The sequence below is a fragment of the Kitasatospora brasiliensis genome, from assembly GCF_032654805.1.
Taxonomy (GTDB): Bacteria; Actinomycetota; Actinomycetes; order Streptomycetales; family Streptomycetaceae; genus Kitasatospora; species Kitasatospora brasiliensis.
In genome coordinates this window covers 143,891-169,615 of record NZ_JAUOOW010000008.1, presented here as the reverse complement: position 1 = coordinate 169,615, position 25,725 = coordinate 143,891, and the positions used below count along the sequence as shown (strand labels likewise).

At 72.1% G+C, this 25,725-nt stretch carries 23 protein-coding genes and 4 pseudogenes; 14 read left to right on the top strand and 13 right to left on the bottom strand.

Features of this window, described 5'->3' with window-relative positions; genetic code table 11:
- The first annotated feature begins 219 nt into the window (after nucleotides 1-219).
- On the top strand, nucleotides 220-2,322 hold the full coding sequence (locus QWJ13_RS29395; RefSeq protein ID WP_316528269.1) for a HelD family protein: 2,103 nt from the start codon (nucleotides 220-222) through the stop codon (nucleotides 2,320-2,322).
- A gap of 89 nt (nucleotides 2,323-2,411) precedes the next feature.
- Nucleotides 2,412-3,122: a DUF6193 family natural product biosynthesis protein gene (locus QWJ13_RS29390; RefSeq protein ID WP_316528268.1), complete on the top strand. Its 711-nt coding sequence runs from the start codon at nucleotides 2,412-2,414 to the stop codon at nucleotides 3,120-3,122.
- Nucleotides 3,123-3,197: 75 nt separating this feature from the next.
- Here QWJ13_RS29390 and QWJ13_RS29385 read toward each other — a convergent pair.
- The 3 genes and pseudogenes from QWJ13_RS29385 to QWJ13_RS29375 form a co-directional block, all read right to left on the bottom strand.
- Nucleotides 3,198-3,390: pseudogene (locus QWJ13_RS29385) on the bottom strand (transposase); the annotation flags it as partial.
- On the bottom strand, nucleotides 3,363-4,526 hold the full coding sequence (locus QWJ13_RS29380) for a PP2C family protein-serine/threonine phosphatase (RefSeq protein WP_316528477.1): 1,164 nt from the start codon (nucleotides 4,524-4,526) through the stop codon (nucleotides 3,363-3,365). The gene QWJ13_RS29380 and the pseudogene QWJ13_RS29385, both read right to left, overlap by 28 nt.
- Nucleotides 4,527-4,852: 326 nt before the next feature.
- Nucleotides 4,853-6,130: an MFS transporter gene (locus tag QWJ13_RS29375; RefSeq protein WP_316528266.1), complete on the bottom strand. Its 1,278-nt coding sequence runs from the start codon at nucleotides 6,128-6,130 to the stop codon at nucleotides 4,853-4,855.
- Nucleotides 6,131-6,285: 155 nt separating this feature from the next.
- Between QWJ13_RS29375 and QWJ13_RS29370 the strand changes: the two genes are divergently transcribed.
- The 3 genes from QWJ13_RS29370 (at nucleotide 6,286) to QWJ13_RS29360 (ending at nucleotide 8,022) form a co-directional block, all read left to right on the top strand.
- Nucleotides 6,286-6,450, top strand: a complete 165-nt coding sequence (locus QWJ13_RS29370) for a hypothetical protein (protein WP_316528263.1) — start codon at nucleotides 6,286-6,288, stop codon at nucleotides 6,448-6,450.
- 54 nt (nucleotides 6,451-6,504) lie between these two features.
- The gene (locus tag QWJ13_RS29365) at nucleotides 6,505-6,966 is read left to right on the top strand and encodes a hypothetical protein (RefSeq protein WP_316528261.1); all 462 of its coding nucleotides are present in this window, start codon (nucleotides 6,505-6,507) and stop codon (nucleotides 6,964-6,966) included.
- A 261-nt stretch (nucleotides 6,967-7,227) separates the two neighbouring features.
- Nucleotides 7,228-8,022, top strand: a complete 795-nt coding sequence (locus tag QWJ13_RS29360) for a hypothetical protein (RefSeq protein WP_316528260.1) — start codon at nucleotides 7,228-7,230, stop codon at nucleotides 8,020-8,022.
- Here QWJ13_RS29360 and QWJ13_RS29355 read toward each other — a convergent pair.
- Nucleotides 8,015-8,563: a DoxX family protein gene (locus tag QWJ13_RS29355; protein WP_316528259.1), complete on the bottom strand. Its 549-nt coding sequence runs from the start codon at nucleotides 8,561-8,563 to the stop codon at nucleotides 8,015-8,017. The genes QWJ13_RS29360 and QWJ13_RS29355 overlap by 8 nt on opposite strands.
- Nucleotides 8,564-9,098: 535 nt before the next feature.
- Here QWJ13_RS29355 and QWJ13_RS29350 point away from each other — a divergent pair.
- Nucleotides 9,099-10,973 (top strand): annotated as a pseudogene (locus QWJ13_RS29350) (M4 family metallopeptidase); the annotation flags it as partial.
- Nucleotides 10,974-10,985: 12 nt separating this feature from the next.
- Nucleotides 10,986-11,111 (top strand): annotated as a pseudogene (locus tag QWJ13_RS34290) (carbohydrate-binding protein); the annotation flags it as partial.
- Between the two features lie 74 nt (nucleotides 11,112-11,185).
- On the opposite strand, the gene QWJ13_RS29345 reads toward QWJ13_RS34290, so the two are convergent.
- Nucleotides 11,186-12,304 carry a site-specific integrase gene (locus QWJ13_RS29345; RefSeq protein ID WP_316528257.1) on the bottom strand — a complete coding sequence of 373 codons (1,119 nt, stop codon included), beginning with the start codon at nucleotides 12,302-12,304 and terminating at the stop codon, nucleotides 11,186-11,188.
- 204 nt (nucleotides 12,305-12,508) lie between these two features.
- Here QWJ13_RS29345 and QWJ13_RS29340 point away from each other — a divergent pair, with 204 nt between their 5' ends.
- The gene (locus QWJ13_RS29340) at nucleotides 12,509-12,952 is read left to right on the top strand and encodes a hypothetical protein (RefSeq protein WP_316528254.1); all 444 of its coding nucleotides are present in this window, start codon (nucleotides 12,509-12,511) and stop codon (nucleotides 12,950-12,952) included.
- Nucleotides 12,953-13,164: 212 nt separating this feature from the next.
- Here QWJ13_RS29340 and QWJ13_RS34415 read toward each other — a convergent pair.
- From QWJ13_RS34415 to QWJ13_RS29325, 3 genes and pseudogenes are all read right to left on the bottom strand, one after another.
- A pseudogene (locus QWJ13_RS34415) lies at nucleotides 13,165-13,449 on the bottom strand (helix-turn-helix domain-containing protein); the annotation flags it as partial.
- An 83-nt stretch (nucleotides 13,450-13,532) separates the two neighbouring features.
- Complete coding sequence (locus QWJ13_RS29330; protein ID WP_316528252.1) at nucleotides 13,533-13,661, bottom strand: DUF397 domain-containing protein; 129 nt, start codon at nucleotides 13,659-13,661, stop codon at nucleotides 13,533-13,535.
- A gap of 34 nt (nucleotides 13,662-13,695) precedes the next feature.
- Nucleotides 13,696-14,571 carry a helix-turn-helix domain-containing protein gene (locus QWJ13_RS29325; RefSeq protein WP_316528251.1) on the bottom strand — a complete coding sequence of 292 codons (876 nt, stop codon included), beginning with the start codon at nucleotides 14,569-14,571 and terminating at the stop codon, nucleotides 13,696-13,698.
- 117 nt (nucleotides 14,572-14,688) lie between these two features.
- Between QWJ13_RS29325 and QWJ13_RS29320 the strand changes: the two genes are divergently transcribed.
- The 4 genes from QWJ13_RS29320 to QWJ13_RS29305 all read left to right on the top strand — a co-directional run bounded on the left by QWJ13_RS29320 (nucleotide 14,689) and on the right by QWJ13_RS29305 (nucleotide 17,994).
- Nucleotides 14,689-15,129 carry a hypothetical protein gene (locus QWJ13_RS29320; RefSeq protein WP_316528249.1) on the top strand — a complete coding sequence of 147 codons (441 nt, stop codon included), beginning with the start codon at nucleotides 14,689-14,691 and terminating at the stop codon, nucleotides 15,127-15,129.
- Entirely contained in the window at nucleotides 15,126-15,389 is a 264-nt protein-coding gene (locus QWJ13_RS29315; protein WP_316528248.1) for a hypothetical protein, read from the top strand. Before QWJ13_RS29320 ends, QWJ13_RS29315 begins: the two co-directional genes overlap by 4 nt.
- Before the next feature lie 437 nt (nucleotides 15,390-15,826).
- Nucleotides 15,827-16,843 (top strand): radical SAM protein, encoded by a 1,017-nt coding sequence (locus QWJ13_RS29310; RefSeq protein ID WP_316528247.1) that lies wholly within the window; start codon nucleotides 15,827-15,829, stop codon nucleotides 16,841-16,843.
- An 11-nt stretch (nucleotides 16,844-16,854) separates the two neighbouring features.
- Nucleotides 16,855-17,994 (top strand): protein-L-isoaspartate O-methyltransferase family protein, encoded by a 1,140-nt coding sequence (locus QWJ13_RS29305; protein WP_316528246.1) that lies wholly within the window; start codon nucleotides 16,855-16,857, stop codon nucleotides 17,992-17,994.
- 609 nt (nucleotides 17,995-18,603) lie between these two features.
- On the opposite strand, the gene QWJ13_RS29300 is transcribed toward QWJ13_RS29305, so the two are convergent.
- Nucleotides 18,604-18,798, bottom strand: a complete 195-nt coding sequence (locus tag QWJ13_RS29300) for a hypothetical protein (protein ID WP_316528244.1) — start codon at nucleotides 18,796-18,798, stop codon at nucleotides 18,604-18,606.
- A gap of 227 nt (nucleotides 18,799-19,025) precedes the next feature.
- On the opposite strand from QWJ13_RS29300, the gene QWJ13_RS29295 reads away from it, so the two are divergent.
- Together QWJ13_RS29295 and QWJ13_RS29290 are read left to right on the top strand one after the other, a co-directional pair.
- Entirely contained in the window at nucleotides 19,026-19,868 is an 843-nt protein-coding gene (locus QWJ13_RS29295; protein WP_316528243.1) for a helix-turn-helix domain-containing protein, read from the top strand.
- Nucleotides 19,869-19,975: 107 nt separating this feature from the next.
- Entirely contained in the window at nucleotides 19,976-20,137 is a 162-nt protein-coding gene (locus tag QWJ13_RS29290) for a hypothetical protein (protein WP_316528241.1), read from the top strand.
- Nucleotides 20,138-20,216: 79 nt separating this feature from the next.
- On the opposite strand, the gene QWJ13_RS29285 is transcribed toward QWJ13_RS29290, so the two are convergent.
- The 4 genes from QWJ13_RS29285 to QWJ13_RS29270 form a co-directional block, all read right to left on the bottom strand.
- Nucleotides 20,217-22,553 (bottom strand): FdhF/YdeP family oxidoreductase, encoded by a 2,337-nt coding sequence (locus QWJ13_RS29285; protein ID WP_316528239.1) that lies wholly within the window; start codon nucleotides 22,551-22,553, stop codon nucleotides 20,217-20,219.
- A 108-nt stretch (nucleotides 22,554-22,661) separates the two neighbouring features.
- Nucleotides 22,662-23,579 (bottom strand): LysR family transcriptional regulator, encoded by a 918-nt coding sequence (locus QWJ13_RS29280; RefSeq protein WP_316528237.1) that lies wholly within the window; start codon nucleotides 23,577-23,579, stop codon nucleotides 22,662-22,664.
- On the bottom strand, nucleotides 23,580-24,428 hold the full coding sequence (gene fdhD, locus QWJ13_RS29275) for a formate dehydrogenase accessory sulfurtransferase FdhD (protein ID WP_316528236.1): 849 nt from the start codon (nucleotides 24,426-24,428) through the stop codon (nucleotides 23,580-23,582).
- Nucleotides 24,416-25,714, bottom strand: coding sequence for an MFS transporter (locus tag QWJ13_RS29270; RefSeq protein ID WP_316528235.1), 1,299 nt, complete (start codon nucleotides 25,712-25,714; stop codon nucleotides 24,416-24,418). Before QWJ13_RS29270 ends, fdhD begins: the two co-directional genes overlap by 13 nt.
- Between the last annotated feature and the right edge of the window lie 11 nt (nucleotides 25,715-25,725).

Here is a 25,725-nt window from a genome sequence, read left to right as displayed (position 1 = left end):
GACCCGCCGTCGAACTCGGTGCCCCGGAACGCGGCGCCCGGTCGGCCGTTCCGGAATTCCCGGAAAACGCGGCGCCGGAAATCAAAGCCCCCCGAAGCCCTCGAAGTCCCCGAAGTCCCCGAAGTCCCCCGAGGGCCACATTCGTGCCGGAAGATCAACGTTTACTTTCCCGGAACAGCTCTGCATAGTGGTGCGTCGAATCGAGGAGGGGGCTCTTTCTTGTCACAGATCCACGGCAGCGCCGCACAGCAGGTGGAGCTGGAGCGGGTGCAGGTGTCCGTCATCGGCGAGCTGTTCGACGAGCGGCTCGCCGGGGCGCGGGAGCAGCTGGGCCGGGTGCTCGCGTCGGCGGCCGACAGCGCGGGCGAGGTGTACGAGCGGGAGGTGGCGGCCGGGCGGCTGGCGGGGGAGGTGCGCCGGCTGGAGGGCGCCGAGGGAGGGCTGGTCTTCGGCCGGATCGACCTGGCGGACGGGATGGTGCTGCGGATCGGGCGGCTGGGCCTGCACCGGGACGAGGACGAGCTGCCGGTGCTGGTGGACTGGCGGGCGGAGGCGGCGCGGGCCTTCTACGAGGCGACCCCGGTGCACCCGATGGGGCTGCGTCGGCGCCGCCATCTGAGCCTGGCGGGCCGCACGGTGGTCGGGGTGAGCGACGAGCTGCTGGACGGCTCGGAGCCGGCCGCCGGGGACGTCGTCGGTGACGGTCCGTTGGCGGCGGCGTTGCGGGCGCGGCGCACGGGTCGGATGGGGACGGCGGTCGCCACGCTCCAGGCGGAGCAGGACGCGATCGTCCGGTCCTCGCACCGCGGGGTGACGGTGGTGCAGGGCGGGCCGGGCACCGGGAAGACGGTGGTGGCGCTGCACCGCGCCGCGTACGTGCTGTACGCGTTCCCGAAGGCGGCCGAGCGCGGCGTGCTGGTCCTGGGGCCGAACGCGCGCTTCCTGGACTACGTCTCGCAGGTGCTGCCCTCGCTCGGGGAGAACGACGTCGTCCTGGCGACGTGCCAGGAGCTGGCCGGTGTCCGGCCGGGTGCCGTGGACCGGTTCGGGGTGGCGCGCCTCAAGGGCGGCGCCGGCCTGGCCGACGCGCTGGCCGGGTGGGTCCGGACGCGGCAGGCGCCCGGCGGGGACTTCACCGTCCGGGTCGGCAAGGAGTGGGTCCGCCTGGAGGAGGGGGAGGTCGCCGGGGCGCGGGAGGCGGCGCGGGCGAGCGGCCTCGCCCACAACCGGGCGCGCCGGCTGTTCCTGGAGCTGCTGGTGGACTCCCTGACCGGTGCGCTGGCCCGCGGGACGGCCGAGGCGCTGGAGCGCATCGACGACGAGGTCGCCCGGCTCACCGGCGTCGACTTCGACAAGATGGCGGCCCGGGACCTGCGCAGCCTCGGCATCGACGGCGCGCCCTCCACCGGGGCCGACGAGTTCGACGCCGACGCGGTCCGGGCCGCGCTCCTGGACGACGCGCACCTGGACCGGGCCGTAGAGGAGCTCTGGCCGCGGCTGGTGCCCGGCGGGGTCGTCGATGCCCTGCTGGCCGACGCCGACGCCCTGGCCGAGCACCTGCCGCACCTGACCGACGACGAGCGGGCGTCGCTGCTGCGCACCCCCGGCGCGCCGTGGACCGGGGCCGACGTGCCGCTCCTCGACGAGGCGGCGAGCCTGGTCGACGGGCCGCCCGAGCGGACCTTCGGGCACGTCGTCGTCGACGAGGCCCAGGAGCTGACGGCCATGCAGTGGCGGATGGTCGTACGCCGGTGCCCGGGGCGCTCGATGACGCTGGTCGGTGACTTCGCGCAGGCGGGCCCGGCGGCGACCGCGCGGGACTGGGACGAGGCGCTCGCCCCGCACCTGGGCCGGCGCTTCGACCTGCGGACGCTGACCGTCAGCTACCGGACGACGCAGGAGATCCTCGCCACCACCGGGGAGTTGCTCCGCCGGATCGCCCCGGGGCAGCCGCCGGTCCGGTCGATCCGTCACGGTGACGAGCCGCGGTCGGTCGCGGTGGCCCCGGAGCGGCTCGTCGGCGCACTCCTGCGCGAGCTGCGGGCGCAGGCCGCCGCGCATCCGGGCGAGCTGATCGGCGTCGTCTGCGCGGACGGCCGGGTGGCGGAGCTGGCGGCCGCCGGGGTCGAGGAGTACGCCAGGCTGGTCCCGGCGTCGGAGGCGCGCGGCCTGGAGTTCGACGAGGCCCTCGTGGTGGACCCGGAGGGGATGGTCGCGGCCCGGCCCGCGGGCGATCGGGACCTGTACGTCGCCCTGACCCGCGCCACCAAGCGGCTGTGCACGGTCGCCGTCCGTTCCCCGGGCGCGAAGACGGCCTGCTGACCGGCCCCGGTCGTCCGGTCATCCGCGCTCCGGCCGGTGGGCCCCCTCCGCCCCTGCGGGGGTGGCCCACCCGGCGGCATACTGGGGGGATGAGCTTCGGGGTGGGGTCCGGCGAGAACGACCGGGGCGGCGGAGTGCTCGGGGAGGTGTTGCTGCGTGCGGCGGAGGGCCTCGGGGTCGCCTTGCCCGAGCCGGACGGGCGGTGGGGCGGCATGGCCGTGTACGTCGACGAGGGGCTCGACCGGCGGGTGACGGTGTGTCCGGCCGACGAGCAGCGTCGGACCTTCTGGGTGGACCTCCAGAGCGACGGCCGGCACCTGGCCGGCGGATGCACCGCCGATCCGGCCGAGGTGGTCAGGGCGGCGGCGGCCTGGACCGGCGGGGCGGGGCTCCAGGAGACCAAGGAGCAGGCCCCGTGCATCGGGTTCCGCCCCTGGGCCCTCGCGCACGAGCGGGAGCCGCTCGGTGCCGTCGAGTTGGCGTGGTGCCTCAAGCTCGACGGCATCCACTCGCCGTCGATGAACCGGTTCCCGCGCGTGCACGCGCTGTTGGCGGCGGCGTACGCCCAGCCGGTGCTCCGCCGGCTGGTGCCGGTGACCAGCCACTTCAACCTCTGGTTCTCCACCAGCACCACGGCGCGATGGGACACGACCCGGGTCGGGCCCATGATCCGGCCGCACGACGAGGGGTTCTACGGGGTGTGGGACCGGGCCGAGTTGCTCGCGCGCTTCGAGACGCCGGAGGAGGCCGTCGCCCACGTGGTGGCCATCCTGCCGGAGGGGATCGGGCCTGCGCGTTGAGCCGTCGTTCGAGCGGTCCTGCCGGCGATCGTGTGCGTCGTCGCGTTCCGCCCCACCTGGCGCCGGCGCTCTTGATCGCCAGCGCAGGTGGTCGCGGATGGCCCGCGAGAAGTAGGCCCTGTCGGCCAGGACCACGTTCGGCCTGGTCCGCGGCCGTCCGCGTGGCCGGGGCACGCAGGCGGGCCATCACCGCGGTGAAGGCGGGCGCGTCGCCGGCTTGGCCGGCGGTGAGCACGAACGTCAGGGGCCGGCACCGGCCGTCGGCGGGCGGCGGACCGCGAGCAGCGCCATGTCGTCCGTCGTGCCGTTGCCGGTGTGCCGGTGGACGTCGGCCACCAGCGCGTCGAGCAGTTCCTCGGGCCCGGGGAAGGTCCGCCCGGCAAGGCGCTGGGCCGGGTCGTAGAAGACGCCGTGCGCGTCGCGGGCCTCGTTCAGTCCGTCCGTGTAGAACAGCAGCGTCGCGCCCGGGGGGAACGGCGTCTCGTCGGCCTGATCCGGCCATGCCGCCACCTCGCCGAGGCCCAGTGGCAACGCGGGCTCGCTGGGCGGCAGCGGCAGAGCGGCCCCGTTCTCGTGCAACAGCAGCGGCTCAGGATGCCCGCGATTGAGCAGCCGTACGGACTCCGCGCACTCGCCCGGCTCCCATGCGCCTCTCGGCTGGCCGGGGACGCCCGGGAACTCCGCCAGGACAGCGGTGGTGAACCCTTCCGTGTCGTCGAGGCCGCCCCGGCGTTCCCCCTCCCGGCCCAGCGCCCGCTCCAGCCGGGCCGCCACCCGCTCCAGCGTCGCCTCCTGCTCGGCCGCCTCCCGGAACGCGCCGATGATCACCGACACCGCCTCCACCGCGCCCATCCCCTTGCCCCGCACGTCGCCCACCACGAGCCGCACCCCGTACGGGGTGTCCTGCACCGCGAACAGGTCGCCACCGATCAGCGCGTCCCCCTGCGCAGCCTCGTACCGGGCAGCGATCCGCAGCCCGCGGATCCGCTCCGCCGGCGTCGGCAGTACCGCCCGCTGCGCCGCCTCCGCGATCTCCCGGGCCGAGGCGAGCCGTCTGCCCCGGCTCTGTGCCAGCCGGTTGATCAGCACTGCGATCAGGGAGACGGTGAAGACGGTCATCGTCTCGGTGAACGCGACGGCGGGGTTGGGTTCTCCGCGGAAGAGGTTCAGACCGATGCTCGTCAGGACGGCGGCCAGACCGGTCAGCACTGTCGCCAGAGTCGAGAAGAACGGGGCGGCGACCAGCGGTGCCACCGGAAGCAGCGGCGCCGCCGTGTACATGGGCGGAGTGAGCACGTCGTACACCGCCCCGCCAGCGATGATCAACGGCGGCAGCACCCGCACCAAGCGCCGGGCGCCACGGTACGCGCCGAAGTCCACATACCCCTCCGGCCCGAGCCGCATCAACGCCCGCCCAGCCGCGCGCACTGCCCGCACCGCTCGCACCACCTGCACTCCTCGCGCCGCCGAACAGCCCTTCCCAGAGTGCGGCCGGGCACCGACGGTGCGCGACCGCGTTCCGCCGTCCGGCACAGGGCGGACCTCGGTCACCGTACGGCCATGGCCTGCTCAGGCCCAGGATCAACCAGCGGTGGGTCAGACGCCGGCCCTCATCTCCGTCCTGCGCCGCGCCGAGACCGCCGGCCACGAACCCGGCGCCCGCTCACCAGCGCCAGGTCCAGGTACCCGCACGAACGGTCCCACCGCCAGCGACGGCAGGGTGATCACCCCTAGTCGGCCGTCGGCACCCGGGCCGCTCGCGCCGGGTCCTGCGCGTCCGGTGCCCCGGGCCGGGTGCGCTCGGCCCAGGCGGCCAGTGGCGGGGCGGCCGCGCCCAGGCAGGCGAAGAACATGCCGAGGAGCAGCCAGCCGGTGTGCCCGAGGGCGAGGACGGCTCCGGTCAGCACGAGGGGGGCGAGGGCCTGCCCGGCGTTGAAGCCGATGCCGAGCAGGCCCTGGTACTGGCCCTGGGCGTGGTCGGGCGCGAGGCCGAAGCCGAGTGCGTAGCCGCCCGAGGACTCCCACACCTCGCCGACGCTGTGGACGCACACGGCGAGGACGGCGAGCACCGGCGCGACCCATCCGGGGACGTCGGCGGTCAGGGCCATCAGCGGGCAGCTGACGAGGAAGAGGAGCCCGGCGAGGCGCAGGGCGCGGCCGCCCTGCCGCGGGGTCTCGACGGTGGAGCCGAGCCTGCTCTGGAGCAGCACGCAGACGCCGCTGTTGACCGCGTAGACCGCCGCCACCGTCCAGCGCGGCGAGCTGGTGTGGGCGCTGAGCCAGAGCGGCAGCAGCAGGGAGACCGTCTGGTACTGGAGGCCCATGGCGCTGTAGAGCGCGACGAAGGACACGTACGGACGGTCGGTCAGGACCGCCCACGGGCGGTGTTCCTCGGGCCGGGGCAGCGGCGGGTAGTGGGGGATGCCCAGGAAGGCGATCAGTCCGGCGCCGGCGAAGCTGGCGGCGTCGGCGAGGATCAGCCCGGTGTACGCGGCCCGGGTGTCGATCTGGATGGCGAAGGCCGCGCCCAGGGTGCCGACGACGACGCCGAGGTTGACGTAGGTGCGCAGCCTGGCCCGGAAGGCGGCGGGGGCCTCGCCGCCGACCCTGGCGATCAGCGCACCGCCCGCCGCGCCGGCCGCCGTGGCGGCCAGCCGGTCCAGGGTGGCGACGAGCGTGAACGCGAACCAGCTGTCGACGAACACGAACGCCACCATGGTGACGGCCTGGAGGCCCTGGGCCGTCAGGCAGACCACGCGCGGCCCGTACCGGTCGGCCAGGTTCCCGGCCGGCACTCCGGCGGCCAGTCCGCTGACGCCGGCGATCGTCAGCCCGACCCCCACCTGCGCGGCGGGCAGGTGCACCACGAGCGTGAAGTAGAGCACGGCGGCGGTGTTGAACAGCCCGTTGCCGACCCTGCTGACGAAATTGGCGATGATCAGCGCCCGCTGCGGACCGGAACCCGACCCGCTGCCCTCCCGCTGCTGCCTGGACCCCCTCCTGAGCATGTCAATCATGCTAACAGGGGCGCCTGTGGAGGGTTCGGCGCGGTCCGGACGTCCCGTGTGGCGCATGCGGGTGGGACCACGCGAAGATACGATATGCCAGATAAGTCCGGTATCAGCATAAACACCCCACACGAGGGGGTTGACGGGTGGGCAGGATGGCGTCCCTCGCGTACGGGCTGGCCGGGTTACCGGCGGCGCGGCGCAGGTCGATCGTGGCCCGGGTGTACGGGTACCCGCCGGACCACAACGCCGGCTCGGAGTGGATGCTGCACTCGATGCTCCGTCCGTTGGCCGAACGTGGCCACCGGGTGGAGGTCTGACTGTCGCACCCCGGTAAGAGCCACCGGACGTACGAGATCGACGGGGTGCACGTGGTGCCCTTCCAGGAGGGCATCGACTTCGCCGCCCGTGCCCAGGCCGCGGACGTCCTGGTCTCCCACTACGAGAACCCTGCGGTGACCCTGGCGCGGGGCGGAGCGCTCAGGTACCCGGGCGTGGAGGTCCTCAACAACGGCACCCATGCCCTACCGCCGCAGACCGTCACGGTGACGCTTCCGGCCGGATCCGGCCTGCTGTTCGGCACACCGGCGGCCCCCGACCACCAGTTGACCGTCCGGGACGCCACCGGCAACGACACCCAGTACCACGGAACCGTCTCCGTCGACGGGCAGTCCCTCACCTTCACCAACGTCGACCTGCGCGTCCCCAGCGGCCAGTCGCAGTCGGTCATGTGGGTCTGCGTCAGCGCCGACAGCACCGCGCCCCTCGGCCCCACCAGCGTCGAATTCTCCATCGGCACCCGGACCTCGCCGTCCACCACCCTCGACATCGTCTGAACACACCCCAGCGGGCCGGAGGAGGCCTCGCGACGGACGCACATTGAGTACGCATACTCATGTCACCGGACAAACGGATCGGGCACGATTCCCACCGTGCACCCGACCGTCCGTGGTCGGGCGGCGAGGTGGCGGCCGGTCAGGACTCGGGACCGGGTGATCCGGTCCGGCACCGCCCCGGAGTGACGATATGGTCACTCCGGGGGGTCACACCCCTGTGCACGAAGCACCGCATTCGGTTACGAACCCACGGGGGTCCTTGTGTCCATCGCCCGATCCAGCGTCAGGATTCCGCTCACGGTGGGAGCGGCCGCGATGGCCGCGGCCGTGGTCACGGGGTGCTCCTCCGGCTCGGGGTCGATCTACGACACGCCGAAGGCCGCGGTGACCGCTGCCACGACCCCGGCGGCCATCACCCCGGCGGCGGCTCCGACGCTCCAGACCACCGGCGCCCCGGCGTTCAACACCCCCAGCAGCACGCCGACCGTGCCGCCCGTCACCGGCAAGGAGTTGAGCGCGTTCCTGCCGACCGCCGCGATCCTGCCCCCGGGGTGGACGATCAAGGGCAACGGCAACGAATCCGACACCGGTACCGCCATCAACGACTACCGGGGCGACCCGGGGCAGAAGACGGAGCCGTGCAACCAGATGCGACTGTCCGGGAGCGTCCTCTCCCTGGGCTACCAGCTCTCGAACGCGATGAACGAGGTCAACGACGACAAGCACACGGTCCAGGTCACCCTGGCCGCCTACCGCCCCGGCGACGCGGCCCAGCTGCTCACCGACCTGCGGGCGTACGCGGAGCGCTGCAAGACCTTCACCGGGAAGAGCGTGGACGGCATCTCGATCCCGATGACCGTCACCTTGCAGCCCGTGCCGGGGCTCGGTGACGAGGCCTTCGACATGAAGCGGGTGCCCACCGGCCCGTACAGCAGCATGGAGGTCGTGGCGATCCGGATCGGCGACAAGCTGCTGTTCCTCAGCGGCGACGACATCCTCGGCCGGCTGCCGAACTTCATGCAGCTGGCGGTGCCGCTGGCGAAGACCATCAAGTAGCGGACCGTGAGGTAGAAGGCCGCGCGGGCAGCGGCTTCGCCACGGCCCGGGGAGCCGCAGCGGGCTCGGCCCGTTCCGCTCCCCGGGTGGCGACGGTCAGGCAGGCCGCGATCAGCACGACGTTCTTGAGGATGTACTGCCCCTCCAGCGTCGGGACGGGCGGGACGCCGTCCACCCACACGTCGTTCGGCAGCAGGACGAGCGTCGCGAACACCCCGGCCATGTGCGTGAAGAACACGGCCAGGGTCAGCCGCAGCAGCAGTCCGGTGACCAGGCCGGCTCCGATGGCGACCTCCATGAGCGCCAGCAGCGGCCGCGAGACGCCGGGCGGCACCAGGTCGAAGGTCATCAGGCTCATGCAGCGGGTGGCGAGGTCCTCGGCGGGGCTGGCTCCGGGGATGAACTTGAGCACCCCGAACCAGAGGTACACCGCGCCGACGCTGACCCGCAGGACCGCGGGGGCCACCCGCCGGTAGCCGCGGGAGAAGGCGTCGGCCCGGCGTCTGCCCGACCGCACCGCCTGTGCGAGATACGACTCCATCCGCCCCTCCTGAGATCCCTTCACGGTTCCCCGGCGCCGAAGTGGACGGGGAACGCCTCGGCCGGCGGGATCCGGGTGAGGGGCGGCCCGGAGAACACCGGCCGGGCACGGCCTGTCGGGTGCCGGCTCGGAAGTCCGCAGCTTAGCGCCCGCGTGCCGCCACGGAAATAGTTTGATCATGCTGTTGGGCCTCGCTCCGGAGATCGGTATGCGCCCACCCCCTGGCATCTGATGTGGTCTCAACCAATACCTGACGTGGTCTCAACCACTGGAAGAAAACCCCAGCTCGACGCAAATCCGGACCAGCCGACTTGGTGGAACTTGACGGAACTTGCCAACCCCGCGGAGCGCTCGCAGCAGCCATTGACCCGAGCATGACGCCGTGTGAGTGTTCGGAAACCCGAGCGCGGACGGCCCGCACGGCCGTCCCCACAGACACGGCCTTGCGGTGTGCCACCAGCCATGTGCCGTCCGCGTCGAGGAACCCCCACACCAAGGAGCCTCGATGCAACGCAGAGTTTCCGCGGGCCGGTTGCTGACCGCCGCGACCTCCCTGACCCTGCTGGCCGGCATGATCGCCGCCACCGCCGGTCCCGCCACCGCCGCGCCCGCCCCGACCCCGGCACCGCCGAGCGCCCTGGCCGCCGCCGTGAACGCGGCCGACGCCGCGGCCGCGGGCGGCCTGGACGCGCTGGCCAAGGGTCAGGACGAGACGTACGAGCGCAAGGCCGTCACCCCCTGGCTCGGCGGCCTCTACTCCGTCGCGTACGAGCGCAGCTACCACGGCCTGCCCGTGGTCGGCGGCGACGCGGTGGTGCTCTCCGACGGTCAGGGCAAGGTCCGCGGCGTCCAGTCGGCCGCCTCCCACCCGGTCAAGGCCCCGACGAAGGCGAAGATCAGCGCCGAGCAGGCCGAGAAGACCGCCCGGACCAAGCTGGCCGCCGTGGACGCGGTGGAGTCCCGCCGCCTGGTCGTCCGGGTCAAGGACGACACCAGCCGGCTCGCCTGGGAGACCGTGCTCACCGGCCGCACCGACTCCGCGCCCAGCCGGCTGCACGTCTTCGTGGACGCCGTCACCGGCGAGGTCGTCGACAGCTACGACGACTCCCGCGCCGGCACCGTGAACAGCAAGTGGAACGGCCCCGGCCCGCTCACCATCAGCACCACCAACTCGGGCGGCTCGTACTCGCTGCGCGACCCCAACCGGCCCGGCCTGTCGTGCTCCGACTACAGCACCGGCCAGGTGTTCACCAAGTCCAGCGACTCCTGGGGCACCGGCAGCCCGTCGAGCAAGGAGACCGGCTGCGGCGACGCGATGTACGCGGCCCAGCAGGAGTGGAACATGCTCCGCGACTGGCTCGGTCGCAACGGCCACGACGGCAACGGCGGCAGCTGGCCGATCAAGGTCGGCCTCAGCGACGTCAACGCCTACTGGGACGGCAGCTCCGTGTCGATCGGCCACAGCCAGGCCGGCGAGTGGATCGCCTCCCAGGACGTCGTCGGCCACGAGTTCGGCCACGGCATCGACCAGTACACCCCCGGTGGCGCCAACAACGAGAATGGCCTCGGCGAGGGCACCGGTGACATCTTCGGCGCGCTCACCAAGGAGTACAGCAACCAGCCGGCGCCGTACGACTACCCGGACTACCTGGTCGGCCGGCAGATCAACCTGGTCGGCAACGGCCCGATCCGCAACATGTACAACCCCTCGCTGGTGAGCAACAACCCCAACTGCTACTCGGCCTCCATCCCCAGCACCGAGGTGCACGCGGCGGCCGGCCCGCTGAACCACTGGTTCTACCTGCTGTCCCTGGGCTCCAACCCGGGCGGCGGCAAGCCCTCCAGCCCGACCTGCAACAACTCCTCCGTCACCGGCATCGGCGTCAAGCAGGCCGGCCAGGTCTTCTACGGCGGCATGCTGCTCAAGACCAGCGGCATGACGTACAAGCGCTACCGCACCACCACCCTGACGGCGGCCAAGAGCCTGGACCCGAGCTGCGGCCTCTTCAACCAGACGAAGGCCGCCTGGGACGCGGTCAGCGTGCCCGCCCAGGCCGGTGACCCGACCTGCTCGACCACGGGCAGCAACGACTTCTCGCTCTCGCTGAACCCGTCCTCCGGCACCGTCCAGCCGGGCGCCTCGGCCTCGGTGACGGTGGGCACCGCCGTCACCTCGGGCACCGCGCAGAGCGTCGGCCTGACCGCCTCCGGCCTGCCGTCCGGCGTCACCGCGAGCTTCAACCCCTCGTCGGTGCAGGCCGGTTCGTCCTCCACCCTGACGCTCGCCGCCTCCTCGGCCGCCGTGGCCGGGACGTACCAGATCACCGTGACCGGCACCGCCGGCGCCACCACCCACACCGCCCAGTACAGCCTGACGGTCGGCGGCACCGGCACGCCGAACCCCGGTGGCACCTGGGCCGCCGGCACCACCTACCAGGCCGGTGACGTGGTGACCTACAACGGGGTCAGCTACCGCTGCCTCCAGGGCCACACCGCGTTGGTCGGCTGGGAGCCGCCGAACGTCCCGGCGCTCTGGCAGCGGGTGTGACGTACGCCTGCTGACACCTTCTGAAGCGGCTGCGCCGCGGTCCGTCGAGGGGACGGATCGCGGCGCAGCCGTGTTCACCGGGTGACGGGATCGACCGGCGACGGGACGACCAGGGCGTCCAAGGCCTGCTGGGTGCGGCCGCGGTCGTCCTTGCCGGCCCGGCGCAGACCCGCCTTGGCGTACTTCTCGACCATCGCGGTGGACTTCCAGTCCTCGGTGATGACCATGATCTCCGCCGCGCTGTAGCCCTGGGCGGCGAGGTCGGCGGGGACGCCGGCGCGCAGGCCGTGGCTGGTGGCGTTCTTCGCGTCGAAGCCGGGGGTGCGGGTGACCATCCGCCGGAAGGCGCGGTTCACCGCGTGGCCGGTCATGCCCGTCCCGGAGGCGGGCACGGGCATCAGCTTGCCCCACCGGGTGATGCCGCGCAGCAGGGGCAACTGCGGCTCCGCCTGGCCGAGTTCGGCGAGCAGTGCGATGTAGGTGCGCACCACGGTGATCGCCACATGGTCGCGGATGACGTACTCGCGGCCGGTGGACCAGTGGTCGTTCTTGCTGGTGCGCTTGCCGACGACCATCTGCTCGGTGCCGTCCTCCAGGCACTCGAAGACGATGGAGTCGATCCGGTAGGCGGCCTGTTCGGAGCGGCGGGCGCGGGTGCGGTAGCCGAGGTGCAGGATCGTCAGGTCGCGCCAGCGGGTGAGCGGGATGTCGGCGGTGGCGCCCTGCTGGAGGTGGGCGATCCGGGCGGCGTCGACCGGCGGGCTCGACTTCGGGGTGCGGCGGGCTCGGGCGTGCTCGGCGGCCTGCTTGCGGATCAGTTCGGCGGTCGCCTTCTTCGGCGGCCAATTCTCGTACCCCGCACGGGCGTTGGCGTCCCGGACGGCGGCCATCGCCAGGCGCAGGGAGCTCACCGGCGCGCCCGTACCGTCGCGTCCGCCGCGCCTTCGCAGATGGGAGACGTAGGAGACCAGGTTCGCCTCACTGGTGCGCGGCCCGGGGTGGCGGCCGTTGTCGGCGCACCAGCGGGCGAAGTAGCGCCACTGCTCGGCGTACGTCTGGCTGGTGCGGGCCGGCCGGGCGGAGGCGAGGTCGTCGGCGGCGTCGTCGGTGAGCGTCTCGTTCGGGTCGAACGCGTGGTGCAGGGCGGGCAGCCGACTGCCGTCCACCAGGGCGGGCAGGTTGTCCGCTTCCATCGGGCTCCCTCCTTCCCGTCCGGGCCTCGCGGGCGGCGGGCTGATGATCCGTCCAGGACAGCCTATCTGTATCAATCCATGTGTCGCATCCTCTAACTGGATTTAGAGGACGCAATACATGGACTGATACATAAGCCGCCTGGTCTGCAGCACGTTTACTGATGTCATTTGTGTTCGACCCGTCAGCCTGAAAGGGTGTCCGCCATGAAGATCACCATCACCGTGGAGAATCCGACCCCCGAGGCGCTCGAAAAGCTGCTCGCCCTCGCCGCCATGCCCACCGCCGTCGTCACCACCGTCCCCGACGACCACTGGACCCCGGAGCGCGCCCGCTCCTACTACGACCGCCTGCCGCCCCGCGCCCAGCAGATCCTGCTCCAAGTCGTCGAAGGCCAAGGCGAGTGCTCCGCCGAGGAGTTGAAGGCCGACGGCCGCAGCCTGCGCGGCTCCACCGGCGCCTTCCGCCGCGTCCTCTCCGAAGGCAAGCGCACCGGCCTCTGGCCGGACGCCCTGCCCGTACCGCTGGCGTCCCACATCGTCGCGGGCCAGCTCAAGAAGCTGGAGATGCCCGGGTCCGGCACCGAGCAGTACCCGCTCCCGGCCTTCGAGGAGGGACTGCGCGACCTCGCGACGCACGCGAAGCGCTGACCGCAGCCCCTCCTCGTCCCGCAGCGTCAGTCCTCCACGCCGTAGTACTGCGCGAGGAACTCGATCACCTCATCCGCGTGCGGGACCAGTTGCGGCAGGTGAGCGGCGAGGGAGGTGCGTACGGCGCCAGCGAGCTCGGTACGGCTGGTGGCCGCGGCCTTGACGTAGGGGTCGAGGCGGCGGACGAGCTCGTAGTTGCTCTCCAGGTCGAGCTCCCGCAGCCGGTCGGCGATGTGGATCCGCTCGTCCTCGCTCAGGTAGCGGGAGGGGCCGGACACGGCGGCGGGCGCCCGCTCGGGTCGAGCGGGCGCCCGGAACCTGTTCGGATCCGTCCGGCCGTTGCGCCACTCGCGTCCAGTCCGCTCGTGGACGCCCACCAGCCGGGACGCCTCTTTGTTGCTGTAGCCCTGATCCACGAGCCGGAAGTATTCCGCCCGCTCGACACGGAGCTTCCTGCGCCCCTGCGGCTTCCGGTCCCTGCGGATCTCGAAGTCCATCGCATCCCCTCAGCTGGGGTGTTGCGACGACCAGTAGAACCCAAGGGAAGGGGGTGACGGGGCCTTGGGGCGGCGCGCCTACATCAGACGTTGCCGAACTCGCCGCCCGCGGTCGCGGCGACGAAGGACGACCAGGCCTCGGAAGAGAAACGCAACCAAGGACCATCGGGGTCCTTGGAGTCACGGACCGTCCCGGGATGGCTGTCGTCCACCTCCACGCAATCCCCGCCCTGTCCGTTGGTATAGCTACTCGTCCGCCACCGGGCGGGTTTGTCGGGGGGTGCCATTGGTAAATCCTTCCAGTGCAGATCTGATCATGGTCTCAGACTCCTTTGGAGACCGGGCCTGCGCCCTCAGCAGATCGTAGAGCCCTTGGCGATGCAGCACGTCTTGGGTGTCGTCAAACAGGCGACCAGAGCGACTTCCCTCCTCATATGCGATCACCTCCTGATCGGACATGGTCAGCAGGATCAGAGAGGAGCCGCCGAGCTCCGAGTGCGCTCCCGCGCCGAGGGAGAGAATCTGAATCGTGACGTGCTGAAGCTGAGCCGCAGCAAGGAGTTGAGACAGCTGATCCACCATGACTCCAGCGTCACCGACCGGTCGACGCAACGCCCACTCGTCCACGATGAACCAGTACCGGCACGGCGGCGGCTTCCGCCAGACGCGGGTCTGGCGCCCCATCCGAGTGGTCAGCCAGTCGTCTATCTCCTCTGGGGTCGCGAACGGTTCACCAGCATGGAGTACCGCACTTGCGAACGCCTCCGTCTGGAGGAGCCCTGGCACGGTCATCGTGTACGACGCGTGACCTACGGCCTTGTCGGCAAGCTTGAGGAACGTCGCGTACTTGTCAGGGAACGGCTCCTTCCTGGCGAGTGCGTAGTAGCGCTGGAACGAACCGTCGGTGTTGAAGGCGACATCAAGAGCCTCCGACAGGCCCTCAGGCGGCTTCGACTCGCCACCTTCGATCCGGCTCAGGTGGCCTAGCGAGAAGCCCAGGATCTTCGCCAATCGACTCAACGACATGTCGCCGTTCAGCTTCCTGTGTCGACGGATCTCGGCGCCGTAGAAGTGGCGAGGGCTCCGATCAGGATGAAGCTCCCTCTCCTTGAAGCCCACCATCGCCTCCTCATGTTTCGCGCCAAGATGCCTGCCAGATTGGAAACATGACAGACCTTCCGATGCTAGCGCTAACCACCGATCCTTGTAACAGTCCAACTACGGAAAGGAGTCGGCGGCGTGAGTACGAGGAAGCCACCCCACAAGCGCGTCTACGTCCCCAAGGTCGGCGAGCTGGTCAAGGACGCCGCCACCGGGAAGACGGGCGTCTTCACCGGCACCTGCGGCAAGGAGGCGTACCTCCGTCCGCCGGGTGGCGGTATCGAGTTCTCCACCATGCCGTGGAATGTCGAACCCGTCGAAGGGGTACACGAGTTGGAGTTCGTGCAGCATCTGTCGGCACCTCCGAAGGTGGGCACGGCGTCCGACACATGCCCGTGCGGCGAGCCGATTACCCCCGAGCCGCCGGCGCCGGGCAGCGTCACCGAACGGGGCTGTCGGTGCGGCCGATTCGGCTATCTGCTGCCGTCGGAGCACCAGCTGGCGCACCCGGAGGACGAGCGCGTCCAGGTCGCCGATCAGATGCTTCGTGCGAACGCACCGATGTCTACCTTGGCGTGACGAACCAGCAGATGGAGAGCCCGGAACCGCGCGAAGTCCGGGTGCGGTTGATCCCGGCTGTCGGCTTCAGGCTGGAGTTCCCCGGGGCGTTGCATCACCCGTTCGTGACGGAGGACGACCTGAGCGAGCACTACGAACAGGTCCTCGCGGATGCCGCCCGTCTGGAACTGTTCATCCCTGACTGCGCGCCACTGGTCATCATCGCCACGGAGCCCGACGAGGCGACCCGCCGCATCGAGGTCCCGCCAGCTCCCACGTAGTACCGAAGACTCCTGTCCCACAGTTGGCGGCCGGTAGCTCAGCAGGCCGACCCTGGGGCGGGTAAGCCCCCTGTTCCCCAGGCTCTTCCGCCGTTGCAGGGGCAGTTCCTCGACCGCCGCAACCGGCTGTGGACCGTGCTCGGCCGGGAGCAGCTCGCCGACGCAACCACCGGCGAGATTCGGGGCACGCGGGTCCTGCTCCGACACTTCAAGGGGCCGAAGACGCGGCCGACGCCGGTCTACATGACGATCAGCTGTGCCGGACCGGCGCTGATGAAGACCCCTCGAAGGTTCGACCGCCCCGCAGCCCCTTCGAACCGTCCGCCCCCGCGAGCGACGCCCCGTAATACCCACAGACCCCCGCCCCGGTCGAAGCACACAGGGAATCCGGCCGGGGCGGGTCCCAATCCGCACCACCAACCGGAAGGGAACACCACGTGACCACGATCCTGAGCGCCACGCTGACCGGCGCGGAACTGAACGTGCCCGACGTCGTGGAGCTGGAGCTCACCGACAAGTGCAACATGTCGTGCGGGCACTGCTTGTCCAGCTCCAGCCCGTCCGCGCCCCACGGCAGCATGACCCTGGACGACTGGATGCGGGTGATCAACGAGTGCGCCGCGCTCGGCGTCAAGCAGGTCCAGCTCATCGGCGGCGAGCCCCTGGTGTTCCCCGGCTGGGACAAGCTGCTGAACCATGCCCTGGCGCTCGGGATGGGTGTGGAGGTGTTCTCCAACCTGTACCACGTGAGCGCGAAGGCCTGGACGGTGCTCTCGCAGCCCGCCGTCTCGCTGGGCACGTCGTACTACTCGGTCAACGCGGGGCAGCACGACCGGGTGACCAACAAGCCGGGGAGCCACGAGAAGACCCGGGCCAACATCGTGAAGGCCATCAGCCTCGGTATCCCGATCCGGGCCGGGGTCGTCCGCTGCCACGACGGGCAGCTCGAAGACGAGGCCGTCGCGGAGTTGAAGGCGCTCGGCGTCGAACGGGTCACCCTGGACGGGGCACGCGCGGTCGGACGAGCGGCCGGCGGGGACGCGCCGACCATGGACGCGCTGTGCGGACGGTGCGCTCTCGGGAAGCTCGCCATCCTGCCCGATGGGACGGTGGCCCCCTGCGTCATCGGCAGGTTTCTGCCGACGGGCAACGTCAAGGACCCGGGCGGACTCCGGGCTGTCCTGGCCGGCTCGAAGTGGACGCAGACCGCCGCCAGCATCCCGCGAAGGGCGACCGCGGCCTGCCCGCCCGACGACTCCAGCGACTGCTCCCCCGCCAGTACGGAGGCGTGTGCCCCGGCATACTTCGCCCCGCCGCCCACGGAGTTGGAGCTGTGCGTTCCGAAGGTCGTGGACTCGGGCCCGGTCTCGGTGGCCCTGGGCGTTTGCCCCCCGAACGACAGCCAGGAGTGTGCACCGACGTCGGCTCCGTGCAACCCTGACTTCGGCCTGTAGAAAGGGACTTGATGATCTGGCAGAACCACGCGGCGGAGCTGGCCGCCCGAACGACCGACCCGGACTCCCGCTGGCGGAACCCGGTCTCGGAGGTACCCCGGCACCGGCTGATGCCGAAGTGGTGGGAGCCCGCCGAGGGAGGGAGTTGGCGGCTCCAGGTCGGAGAGGCGGACCCCGACCTCTGGGCCAAGCGTGCCTACGGCAACCAGTCCGTCGTCACCAGCGTGGGAGGGCTCCACGCGGACCACGCCGAACCGGGCGACATCCCGATCGGGCGCACCACGAGCTCCGCCACGCTCACGGCGTTGGTGGTCAAAATGCTCCGGCACGGCCGGCTCAACGCCGGGCACGACCTGCTGGACATCGGGACGGGCGCCGGCGGGCTCACCGCCATCGCCTCCCGGAGGCTCGGGTCCGAGCACGTCACCAGCGTGGACGTGGACGAGTACCTCACCACGTCCGCCGCTGATCGCCTGAGCGACATGGGGCTGAGCCCCACGTTCCACACCCTTGACGCCACCGGGCCCATCCCCGGCGACTACGACCGGATCATCGCCACCGTGGCCGCCCGACCGGTGCCGACGTCCTGGCTCCAGGCGCTCCGGCGCGGGGGGCGGCTCGTCACCACAATCGCCGACACGACGTTGATCCTCACCGCCTGGAAGGACCCGGACGGCGGCGCGACGGGCGTGATCGAACGGGACTGGGCCGGCTTCATGACCACCCGGCACGGGCCCGACTACCCGCCGGGCCTGAGCAGCCTGTTCAAGGCCGCCCGCGAAGGCGAAGGCGAAGAGGTCGCGACCTTCCGCTACCCGGTCGCCGACATCCGGAACGCCTGGGAGACGTGGTCGATGTTCACGATCCACACCCCGGGGGTGGAGATCGATTTCGAGGAACGGCCTGGACGGCGAGTCGCCTACCTCGTCCACCCGGACGGGTCGTGGGCCAGAGCCGAGGCCGAGCGGTACGAACCGCCGACCGTCCACCAGAGCGGCCCCCGCCGACTGTGGCAGGACCTCGAATCCATCCGGAACTGGCGGGAGATCGAAGGCGGGCTGCCGCTCTTCGGGTGCAACGCGAAGGTCACCCCGGACGGCGTGATCCACCTGTCCCGCGGCCGCTGGTCCGCCACGATCGACCGACCCTAACCCGACAAGCCCCGTCCAGGTCCGCTTGGGCGGGGCACCATCTTTAGAAACGGCTCGAAATGACGGACCGCACGAACTGGGCGTCCGGCGTGCCCCGGAGCCGGACCGCCTGTACATGGGGCCCGTGGTCCGCCCGCACATCGATCACGGCGCATGGCTCGCCGAGCTGGACGAGATGGAGCGCCAGTACGAGGAGCGGCGGCGGCAGCGTGAACGGTGCGCAGCCCTCCGCGCGGTCGCACTCGGCCTCCCCGCTCCCGATCGGCCACCAGGAAGCCGCAAGCGGCCCCGAGTACACCGTGTGGGCGTGCTCGCTGAGCTGTCCCAAGTAGAACTTCACTGCCTCGTCCGGGACTTCACCGGGCGGGGCTCTTGCGACCCTGCCGCAGAACCACCAGTCGCAAGCCTCCGGAGACCCGGAAGGCAACGCGTTCTGCCTCCTTGCTCCTCGCTGACCTCAAGCGGCGGGCGCCCTTGTGTCACCCGGCCGCAGGGTCGGGTGACACAAGGCTGGGGAGGCCGCCGAGCAGGCGAGGGGTGACTCCCCGTCAGGGTCGCCTGTCAGGGGTGCCTCGGCTACCCCAGGTCGTCAGGAGTCCTCACGGTGGCTCAGGCGCACTTGACCTGGACCTTGTGCCAGGCGCCCTGGTAGTAGACCTCGACGTAGCACGACCTGTCCGCCGCCGAGGCGGTGGTCGCCGTCGCCACGCCGAGGCCGACGAACGCGATCAGGCCGGCGAGCGCGACAGCCGCGCGCCGCTTGCCGGGGCGGGCGGTGGTGCTGGTGGTGGTGCTGGTGGCCATGGATCGGCCCCCTTCCTGACGGGCCGGCCCTTCTCGGGCAGGCCGAACGGTGTGGGACAGGGGCGCATGGCCCCGGCCGGCCCGACCCGGGGGCGGTCGGGGGCGGCAGTTCGAGAGTGGCCCACGGGAGGGGACGGCAGGAAGGTCACGGCCTGACCTGGCAGAGCCGGAACCGCTGTGCTCGGGCCCTCTGTACGGGAGTTGTCCGTACGACCACAATCGTCGGCATGGACCTCGCCGAAGCGCTCCGTGACTTCCTGGTGTCCCGGCGGGCGCGGCTGCGTCCGGACGAGGTCGGGCTCCCCGTCCGCGGCACCCGCAGGGTCAGCGGACTGCGCCGGGAGGAGGTCGCCGACCTCGCGGCGATCAGCGTGGAGCACTACACCCGACTGGAGCGCGGGAACGCGTCATGCGTCTCCGACGGCGTCCTCGACGCGGTCTGCGACGCCCTGCGGCTCAGCCCGGGGGAGCGCCGCTACCTGCGCAGCCTCGCCCGACCGGCCGGCGCGGGCGGAACCCGCCATCCGGCCGACCGACGGCCGGACCTCCAGGCGGTGCTCGACTCCATGGCCCTCACGCCCGCCTACCTGGTCGGCCCGGGCGGCTCGATCCTCGCCTGGAACCGGCTCGCCGCCGCCGTCTTCCTCGACTTCGGGCGCTTGCGCCCGGAGGAACGCACCGTCGGCCGACTGGTCTTCACCGACCCGCGCGTGCGCCGGCTCTACGTCGACTGGGAGGCCAAGGCCCGGGAGACCGTGGGTCTGCTGCGCACCGAGGTCGGCAGACGGCCCCGTGACGCCACACTCGCCCGCGAGATCGGCGAGTTGCGCGAACACAGCCCGGTGTTCCGGCGGTTCTGGGACGAGCAGGTGGTGCTGGAACAGTCCCATGCGACGCTGCTGCTCGCCTCCCCCCGGATCGGCGGCCCACTACGGCTGTCGGTGTCGGCACTGCACCCGGCCGACCACCCCGACCTGGTGATTCCCGTGTACACGGCGGTGCCGGGGTCGGACTCCGAGTCCGCCCTGCACCGGCTGGCACGCGCCGTCGCGCCGGCCGACACACCGTGACGGGCGCGCGCCGCCGTGTCCCCGGCCGTGGAACCCGCCCGACCGCCCTTCGGCGACGCCACCGCACGACCCGGGCATTGTCAGTGCCCACCGGTACGTTGCCGTGCATGACCCCCGTGAAGAACCTGACCTCCTTCCCGACCGCCGTCGGACCGGCCGCCGCGGCCGGGCGCACCGCCGAGGGCCCCGCCCGCGGCCGCGTCGCCACCGTCGAGGTGCTCCCGCTGTGGGCCGCCCCCTGGTCCGCGCGGGCCTCCGCGAAGCGCTGAGCCGAACGCCCGCGGCCCGTCAGCGGCCCGTCAGCGGATCGACCGCTCCGGACGGCGTTCCGGAGCGGTCAGTGAGCGGTCAGTGAGCCGCCTTCGTCACGGTCACCTTCAGGTGCTTCATGATCGGCTGATCGCTCTGGGTGCTGTAGTCGCCGATCGCGCACAGCACGTTGAGCTCCGGCATGTAGCCGGCCGCGCAGCCGCGCGGGATGTCGTACGGGACGGCCAGGTAGCCGTGCACCGAGCGGGTGCTGCCGTCCCGGGCGGTGCTGGTGACGTCCACCCGGTCGAACTCGGCCAGGCCGCGCTCGCGCATGTCGTCCCGGTTCATGAAGACCAGGGTGCGCAGGTTCTTCACGCCCCGGTAGCGGTCGTTGTCCGAGTAGATGGTGGTGTTCCACTGGTCGTGCGAGCGCATCGTGCCCAGGGCCAGGGTGCCCGCTGCGGGGACGACGTCGGGCAGCGGGGCGGTGGAGAACTCGGCCTTGCCGGAGGGGGTGTCGAAGACCAGCTCGCGGGCCGGCTGCTTGATCCGGAAGCCCAGCGGCAGCCGCACCCTGCGGTTGAAGTCCTCGAAGCCGTCCAGGACCCGGGCCATGGTGTCGCGGATGCGGTCGTAGTCCTCGATGTACCACTCCCACGGGGTGGCGCTGTCCGGCAGGGCCGCGCGGGCGATCCCGGCGACGATCGCGGGTTCGGAGAGCAGGTGCGGCGAGGCGGGGCGCTTCATGCCGACGGACAGGTGCACCATGCTCATCGAGTCCTCGACCGAGGTGGCCTGCACCCCCGCGCGCTGGTGGTCCTTCTCGGTCCGGCCCAGGCAGGGCAGGATCAGCGCCCGCCGCCCGTGCACCAGGTGGCTGCGGTTCAGCTTGGTGCTCACCTGGACGGTCAGCTCGCAGGACTCCAGGGCCTGCCGGGTGTACGGGGTGTCGGGCGCGGCGAGCGCGAAGTTGCCGCCCATGCCGACGAAGACCGTGATGTCGCCGCGTCGCATCGCCTCGATCGTGCCGACGGTGTCCAGCCCGTGCTCGCGCGGCGGCTCGATCCCGCAGACCTCGCCGAGCCGGTCCAGGAACGCGGGGGCGGGCCGGTGGTCGATGCCGCAGGTGCGGTTGCCCTGGACGTTGCTGTGCCCGCGCACCGGGGAGGGGCCGGCCCCCTCGCGGCCCAGGTTGCCGCGCAGCAGCAGGAGGTTGACGATCTCCCGGACGGTGTCCACCCCGTGCTCGTGCTGGGTGACGCCCAGGCACCAGCTGACGATCGAGCGGTCGGCCTCCCGGTAGACCCGGGCCGCCTTGAGGATGTCGGCCCGCTCCAGCCCGCTCTGGCGCTCGATCTCCGCCCAGGGGGTGGCCGCGCAGAGGTCGCGGTAGGCCTCGAAGCCGGCGGTGTGACGGTCGATGAACAGCCGGTCCAGCGCCCGTTCGTCGGTCGCGGACTGCTCCAGGATCGCCTTCGCCATGCCGCGCAGCAGCGCCATGTCGCCGCCGATCCGCGGCTGGAGGTTCAGGGTGCTGGTGCGGGTGGCCCGGTTCAGCGCCATGTCGGTGAAGTCGTGCGGGATGATCGTCCGGGTCGCCGCCGCCTCCACCAGCGGGTTGACGTGGACGATCTGCGCGCCGCGTTTGTACGCCTCGGCGAGCGAGGTGAGCATCCGGGGCGCGTTGGAGGCCGCGTTGACGCCCAGGATGAACAGCGCGTCGGTGACCTCCCAGTCCTTGAGGTCGACCGTTCCCTTTCCGGTGCCGAGCGCGGCCTGCATGGCCCGGCCGCTGGCCTCGTGGCACATGTTGGAGCAGTCGGGCAGGTTGTTGGTGCCCAGCTCGCGGGCCAGCAGCTGGTAGAGGAAGGTCGCCTCGTTGCCGAGCCGGCCGGAGGTGTAGAACGCGGCCCGATTGGGGTCGTCCAGCCCGCCCAGGGTGTCGCCGACCAGGGCGAAGGCGTCCTTCCAGCTGATCGGGACGTAGTGGTCGGTCTCCGGGTCGTAGACCATCGGCTCGGTGAGCCGCCCCTGGTCCTCCAGCGCGAAGTCGCTCCAGCCGGACAGCTCGGTCACCGAGTGGGCGGCGAAGAACTCCCGGCCGACCCGCTTGCGGGTCATCTCCCAGGTGACGTGCTTGATGCCGTTCTCGCAGATGTCCAGGTGCAGGCCCTTGGTGTCGTCGGGCCAGGCGCAGCCGGGGCAGTCGAAGCCGCCGTTCTCGTGGTTCATCCGCATCACCGCACGCGGCCCGTCCAGGTACGCGCCCTCGCGCAGCAGGAAGCGGGTGACGCTCTTCGCGGCGCCCCAGCCGGCGGCCGGGTGGTGGTACGGCTCGGCGTGGGGCGGGCCGGAGGGGGAGGGGCCGACGTTCTCCTTCGGCTCCTTCGGCTCCTGCGGGGAGGGGGTGACGGCGTCGTCGGAGGTGGTCACGGTGGTTGTCTTCCGTCGCACGGGGTCGGTCACGCGGTGTCGGAGTCGAGGCTACGTCAGGTGGCCGGGCCCCGCTCGTCGGGCGGTGGGGGCCCGCCCGACGGGCGGTCACGCCCCCGGCAGGCTTTCGAGGACGGCGGCCACCTCGGTGCGCCGGGCGATCTCCAGCAGCGCGCGGGCCATCACCGAGCCCGGCTCCCGGGCGGCGATCACCAGTCCGATCGGCGTGCTGTGCTCCGGCTCCGCCAGCGGGACGGCCCGCATCCCGTGCGGCACGCCGAACACGTGCAGCCAGGCGTACGGCACGATGCTCGCCCATTGCCCGGTGCGGACGTGGGCGAAGAGCGAGGCCACCGAGTCCGTCTCGATCCGGGGCGTCGGCTCCAGCCCGAGGCCCGCGAACACCTCGTCCAGCACCCGACGGCCCTGCATGCCGGGGTGCAGCAGGCACAGCGGCAGCCGGGAGGCCTCCGCCCAGGTCGCCCGCGGGTGCCGGGCCAGTTCGTCGGCCGGACCGGTCAGCAGGACGTACCGCTCCTCGTAGAGCGGCAGCGTGCGCAGCTCGTCGGTGCCCGGTCCGGACAGGTAGGAGATGCCCGCGTCGATCTCGAAGTTCCGTACCAGGCGCAGGAGTTCCTCGGAGCGCAGGTCGGTGGAGAGCTCCACGGAGGCCAGCGGGTGGGCGGCGCAGAACGGCCCGGTGAGCAGCGAGACGGCACCCGAGGCGGTCGGCACCGAGCCGATCCGCAGCCGTCCGCTCAGGCCGGTGCGCAGCGCGTCCACCTCGCCCCGCATGGCGTCCCGGTCGGCCAGGATGCGCTGCGCCCAGAGCACGATCCGCTCGCCTTCGGGGGTCAGCCCCTCGTAGCTGCGGCCGCGCCGCACCAGCAGCACCTTCAGCTCGTCCTCAAGCTTGCGCAGGGCCTCGGAGAGGGCGGGCTGGGAGACGTGGCAGGCCTGGGCGGCGCGGGCGAAGTGGCGTTCGCGGGCGAGCGCGACGAGGTACTCCAGCTGGCGGAAGAGCATCTACTCGGCCCCGGTGCCGGAGGTGTCGAGGTCGATGCGGTCGGTGCGGGTGTAGACGTTCATCGAGTCGCCGCGCAGGAAGCCGACCAGGGTGAGTCCGGTCTCCTCGGCGAGTTCCACGGCCAGTGAGGACGGCGCGGACACGGCCGCGAGCATGGGGATGCCCGCCATCACGGCCTTCTGCACCAGCTCGAAGGAGGCCCGGCCGCTGACCATCAGCACCGTGCCGCGGGCCGGCAGCAGGCCCTCGCGCAGTGCGTGGCCGACGACCTTGTCCACGGCGTTGTGCCGGCCGACGTCCTCGCGCAGGCACAGCAGCCGCCCGTCGGCGTCGAACAGCGCGGCCGCGTGCAGGCCGCCGGTGCTGTCGAAGACCTTCTGGGCGGCGCGCAGCCGCTCGGGCAGGGCGGAGAGCAGTGCGGGGGTGACGCGCAGGGCGTCCTCGGCGACGCTCCACGGGGCGGTGGTGCGCACCGCGTCCAGGCTGGCCTTGCCGCACAGGCCGCAGGAGGAGGTGGTGTAGAAGTTGCGCTCCAGTGAGGCGTCGGGGGCGGGCACGCCGGGGGCGAGCAGGACGTCCACGATGTTGTAGGTGTTTCCGCCGTCGGCGGTGGCGCCGGCGCAGTAGCGGATGCCGGCCAGTTGCTCGGCGGCGTGCACCGCGCCCTCGCTGACCAGGAAGCCGGCCGCCAGGTCGAAGTCGCTGCCGGGGGTGCGCATGGTCACCGTCAGGGGCCGGCCGCCGACCCGGATCTCCATCGGCTCCTCGGCGGCCAGGGTGTCGGGCCGGTGCGAGGGCGCGCCCTGGCGCACGCGCAGCACTCTGCGGGGTACGGTCACTCGGCCCATGGTCGTCGGCTCCTCGGTGCGGTCGGTGCGGTCGGTACGTTCGGTACGTTCGGTACGGATGCATCCTCCCTCGCGGCGGCGGCGCGCGGGACGACCGGGTCCGGTAGGTCCGGTTGGTCCGGCAGGTTTCGGCGGCTGTGCGCGGCGGTGACCGCCAGGCAGAGCAGGCCGACGGCCGCCATGCCCGCCAGCAGCGCCGGGTAGGAGGCGTGGCCGGCGGTGCCGGCGAGCAGCAGCGGGGTGAGGAAGCCGCTGGAGGTGGTGCTCTGGTAGAGCGAGGCGGAGGTCGGCCCGGCGGAGGACGGGGTCAGCCGCTCCACCTCGTGCAGCCCCGCGCCGAGCGTCAGCCCGTACCCGGTGCCCAGGACGAGGGCGGCGACCACCACCAGGCCCACCGAGTCGCGGGCCGCGGCGAGGGCGCCGAGCAGCAGCCCGGCGATCACGGTGGCCATCGCGGTCAGGGTGGCCCGGGCGCTGCCGGCGTCGTCCAGCCGGGCGGCGAAGGGCTGGGCGACCACGCCGGTGGCCAGGGTCAGCGCCGCGACCAGGCCGCTGAAGAGCGGCGCGTAGCCGGGCACGCGGTCGGCGACCAGCGGCGGCAGCACCACGTAGCCGACGGTGGCGGCGCCGAGCACAGCCGGGCTGGCGGGAAGGACGACGTAGCGGAACCGCGGGTGGCGGACGGCCGCCGTGCGGTGCGGCGCAGGATCGTGGCGGCCGCGGGTGGTCTCCGGGAGCCCGCGGGTGGCCCGCAGGACCAGCAGGCAGCCCAGCGCGTGGGCGAGCGCGGGCAGCACCGTCGGGCCGGGCAGCCACTCGGCGATCATCCCGGAGGCCAGCGCGCCCGCCGCGAAGCCCGTACCGGTGGCGTACATCGCCCGGCGGGCCGCCTGCTCGGGCGGGACGGCGGGCCCGGAGAGCTCGCGCAGCCAGGTCGTCCCGGCCAGGAAGACCAGCCCGGCCGCGAAGCCGGTGGCCGACCGGGCGGCGTACACAGACGGCTCGTCCGGCAGGGCCAGCAGGACGCTGGCGGCGGCGGACAGGCCCAGCGCGCCGCGCACCGTCCGCCGCCGGCCGTACCGGTCGGCGGCGGGGCCTCCCAGCAGCAGGCCGGGGACCAGGCCGAGCAGGTAGACGGAGAACATCGCGGCCAGCGAGAGCGCCGACCAGTCGGTGCGCGCCCGGTAGACGGTGGCCAGGGCGGTGAACTGGTTCGCGCCCCAGGCGGCGACGGCGACGGCGGCCGCCGCCGGGAGCCAGCGGGGGGTGGTGCGGGACGAGGGCATCGGCCGCGGTC

Bases quoted from the DNA above. Each gene is read 5' to 3' on its own strand.
- QWJ13_RS29390 (WP_316528268.1), top strand. From the start codon at position 2,412: ATGAGCTTCGGGGTGGGGTCCGGCGAGAACGACCGGGGCGGCGGAGTG.
- QWJ13_RS29380 (WP_316528477.1), bottom strand. From the start codon at position 4,526: ATGCGGCTCGGGCCGGAGGGGTATGTGGACTTCGGCGCGTACCGTGGC.
- QWJ13_RS29375 (WP_316528266.1), bottom strand. From the start codon at position 6,130: ATGCTCAGGAGGGGGTCCAGGCAGCAGCGGGAGGGCAGCGGGTCGGGT.
- QWJ13_RS29370 (WP_316528263.1), top strand. From the start codon at position 6,286: ATGGCGTCCCTCGCGTACGGGCTGGCCGGGTTACCGGCGGCGCGGCGC.
- QWJ13_RS29355 (WP_316528259.1), bottom strand. From the start codon at position 8,563: ATGGAGTCGTATCTCGCACAGGCGGTGCGGTCGGGCAGACGCCGGGCC.
- QWJ13_RS29345 (WP_316528257.1), bottom strand. From the start codon at position 12,304: ATGGAAGCGGACAACCTGCCCGCCCTGGTGGACGGCAGTCGGCTGCCC.
- QWJ13_RS29340 (WP_316528254.1), top strand. From the start codon at position 12,509: ATGAAGATCACCATCACCGTGGAGAATCCGACCCCCGAGGCGCTCGAA.
- QWJ13_RS29325 (WP_316528251.1), bottom strand. From the start codon at position 14,571: ATGGTGGGCTTCAAGGAGAGGGAGCTTCATCCTGATCGGAGCCCTCGC.
- QWJ13_RS29305 (WP_316528246.1), top strand. From the start codon at position 16,855: ATGATCTGGCAGAACCACGCGGCGGAGCTGGCCGCCCGAACGACCGAC.
- QWJ13_RS29300 (WP_316528244.1), bottom strand. From the start codon at position 18,798: ATGGCCACCAGCACCACCACCAGCACCACCGCCCGCCCCGGCAAGCGG.
- QWJ13_RS29295 (WP_316528243.1), top strand. From the start codon at position 19,026: ATGGACCTCGCCGAAGCGCTCCGTGACTTCCTGGTGTCCCGGCGGGCG.
- QWJ13_RS29290 (WP_316528241.1), top strand. From the start codon at position 19,976: ATGACCCCCGTGAAGAACCTGACCTCCTTCCCGACCGCCGTCGGACCG.
- QWJ13_RS29280 (WP_316528237.1), bottom strand. From the start codon at position 23,579: ATGCTCTTCCGCCAGCTGGAGTACCTCGTCGCGCTCGCCCGCGAACGC.
- fdhD (WP_316528236.1), bottom strand. From the start codon at position 24,428: ATGGGCCGAGTGACCGTACCCCGCAGAGTGCTGCGCGTGCGCCAGGGC.
- QWJ13_RS29270 (WP_316528235.1), bottom strand. From the start codon at position 25,714: ATGCCCTCGTCCCGCACCACCCCCCGCTGGCTCCCGGCGGCGGCCGCC.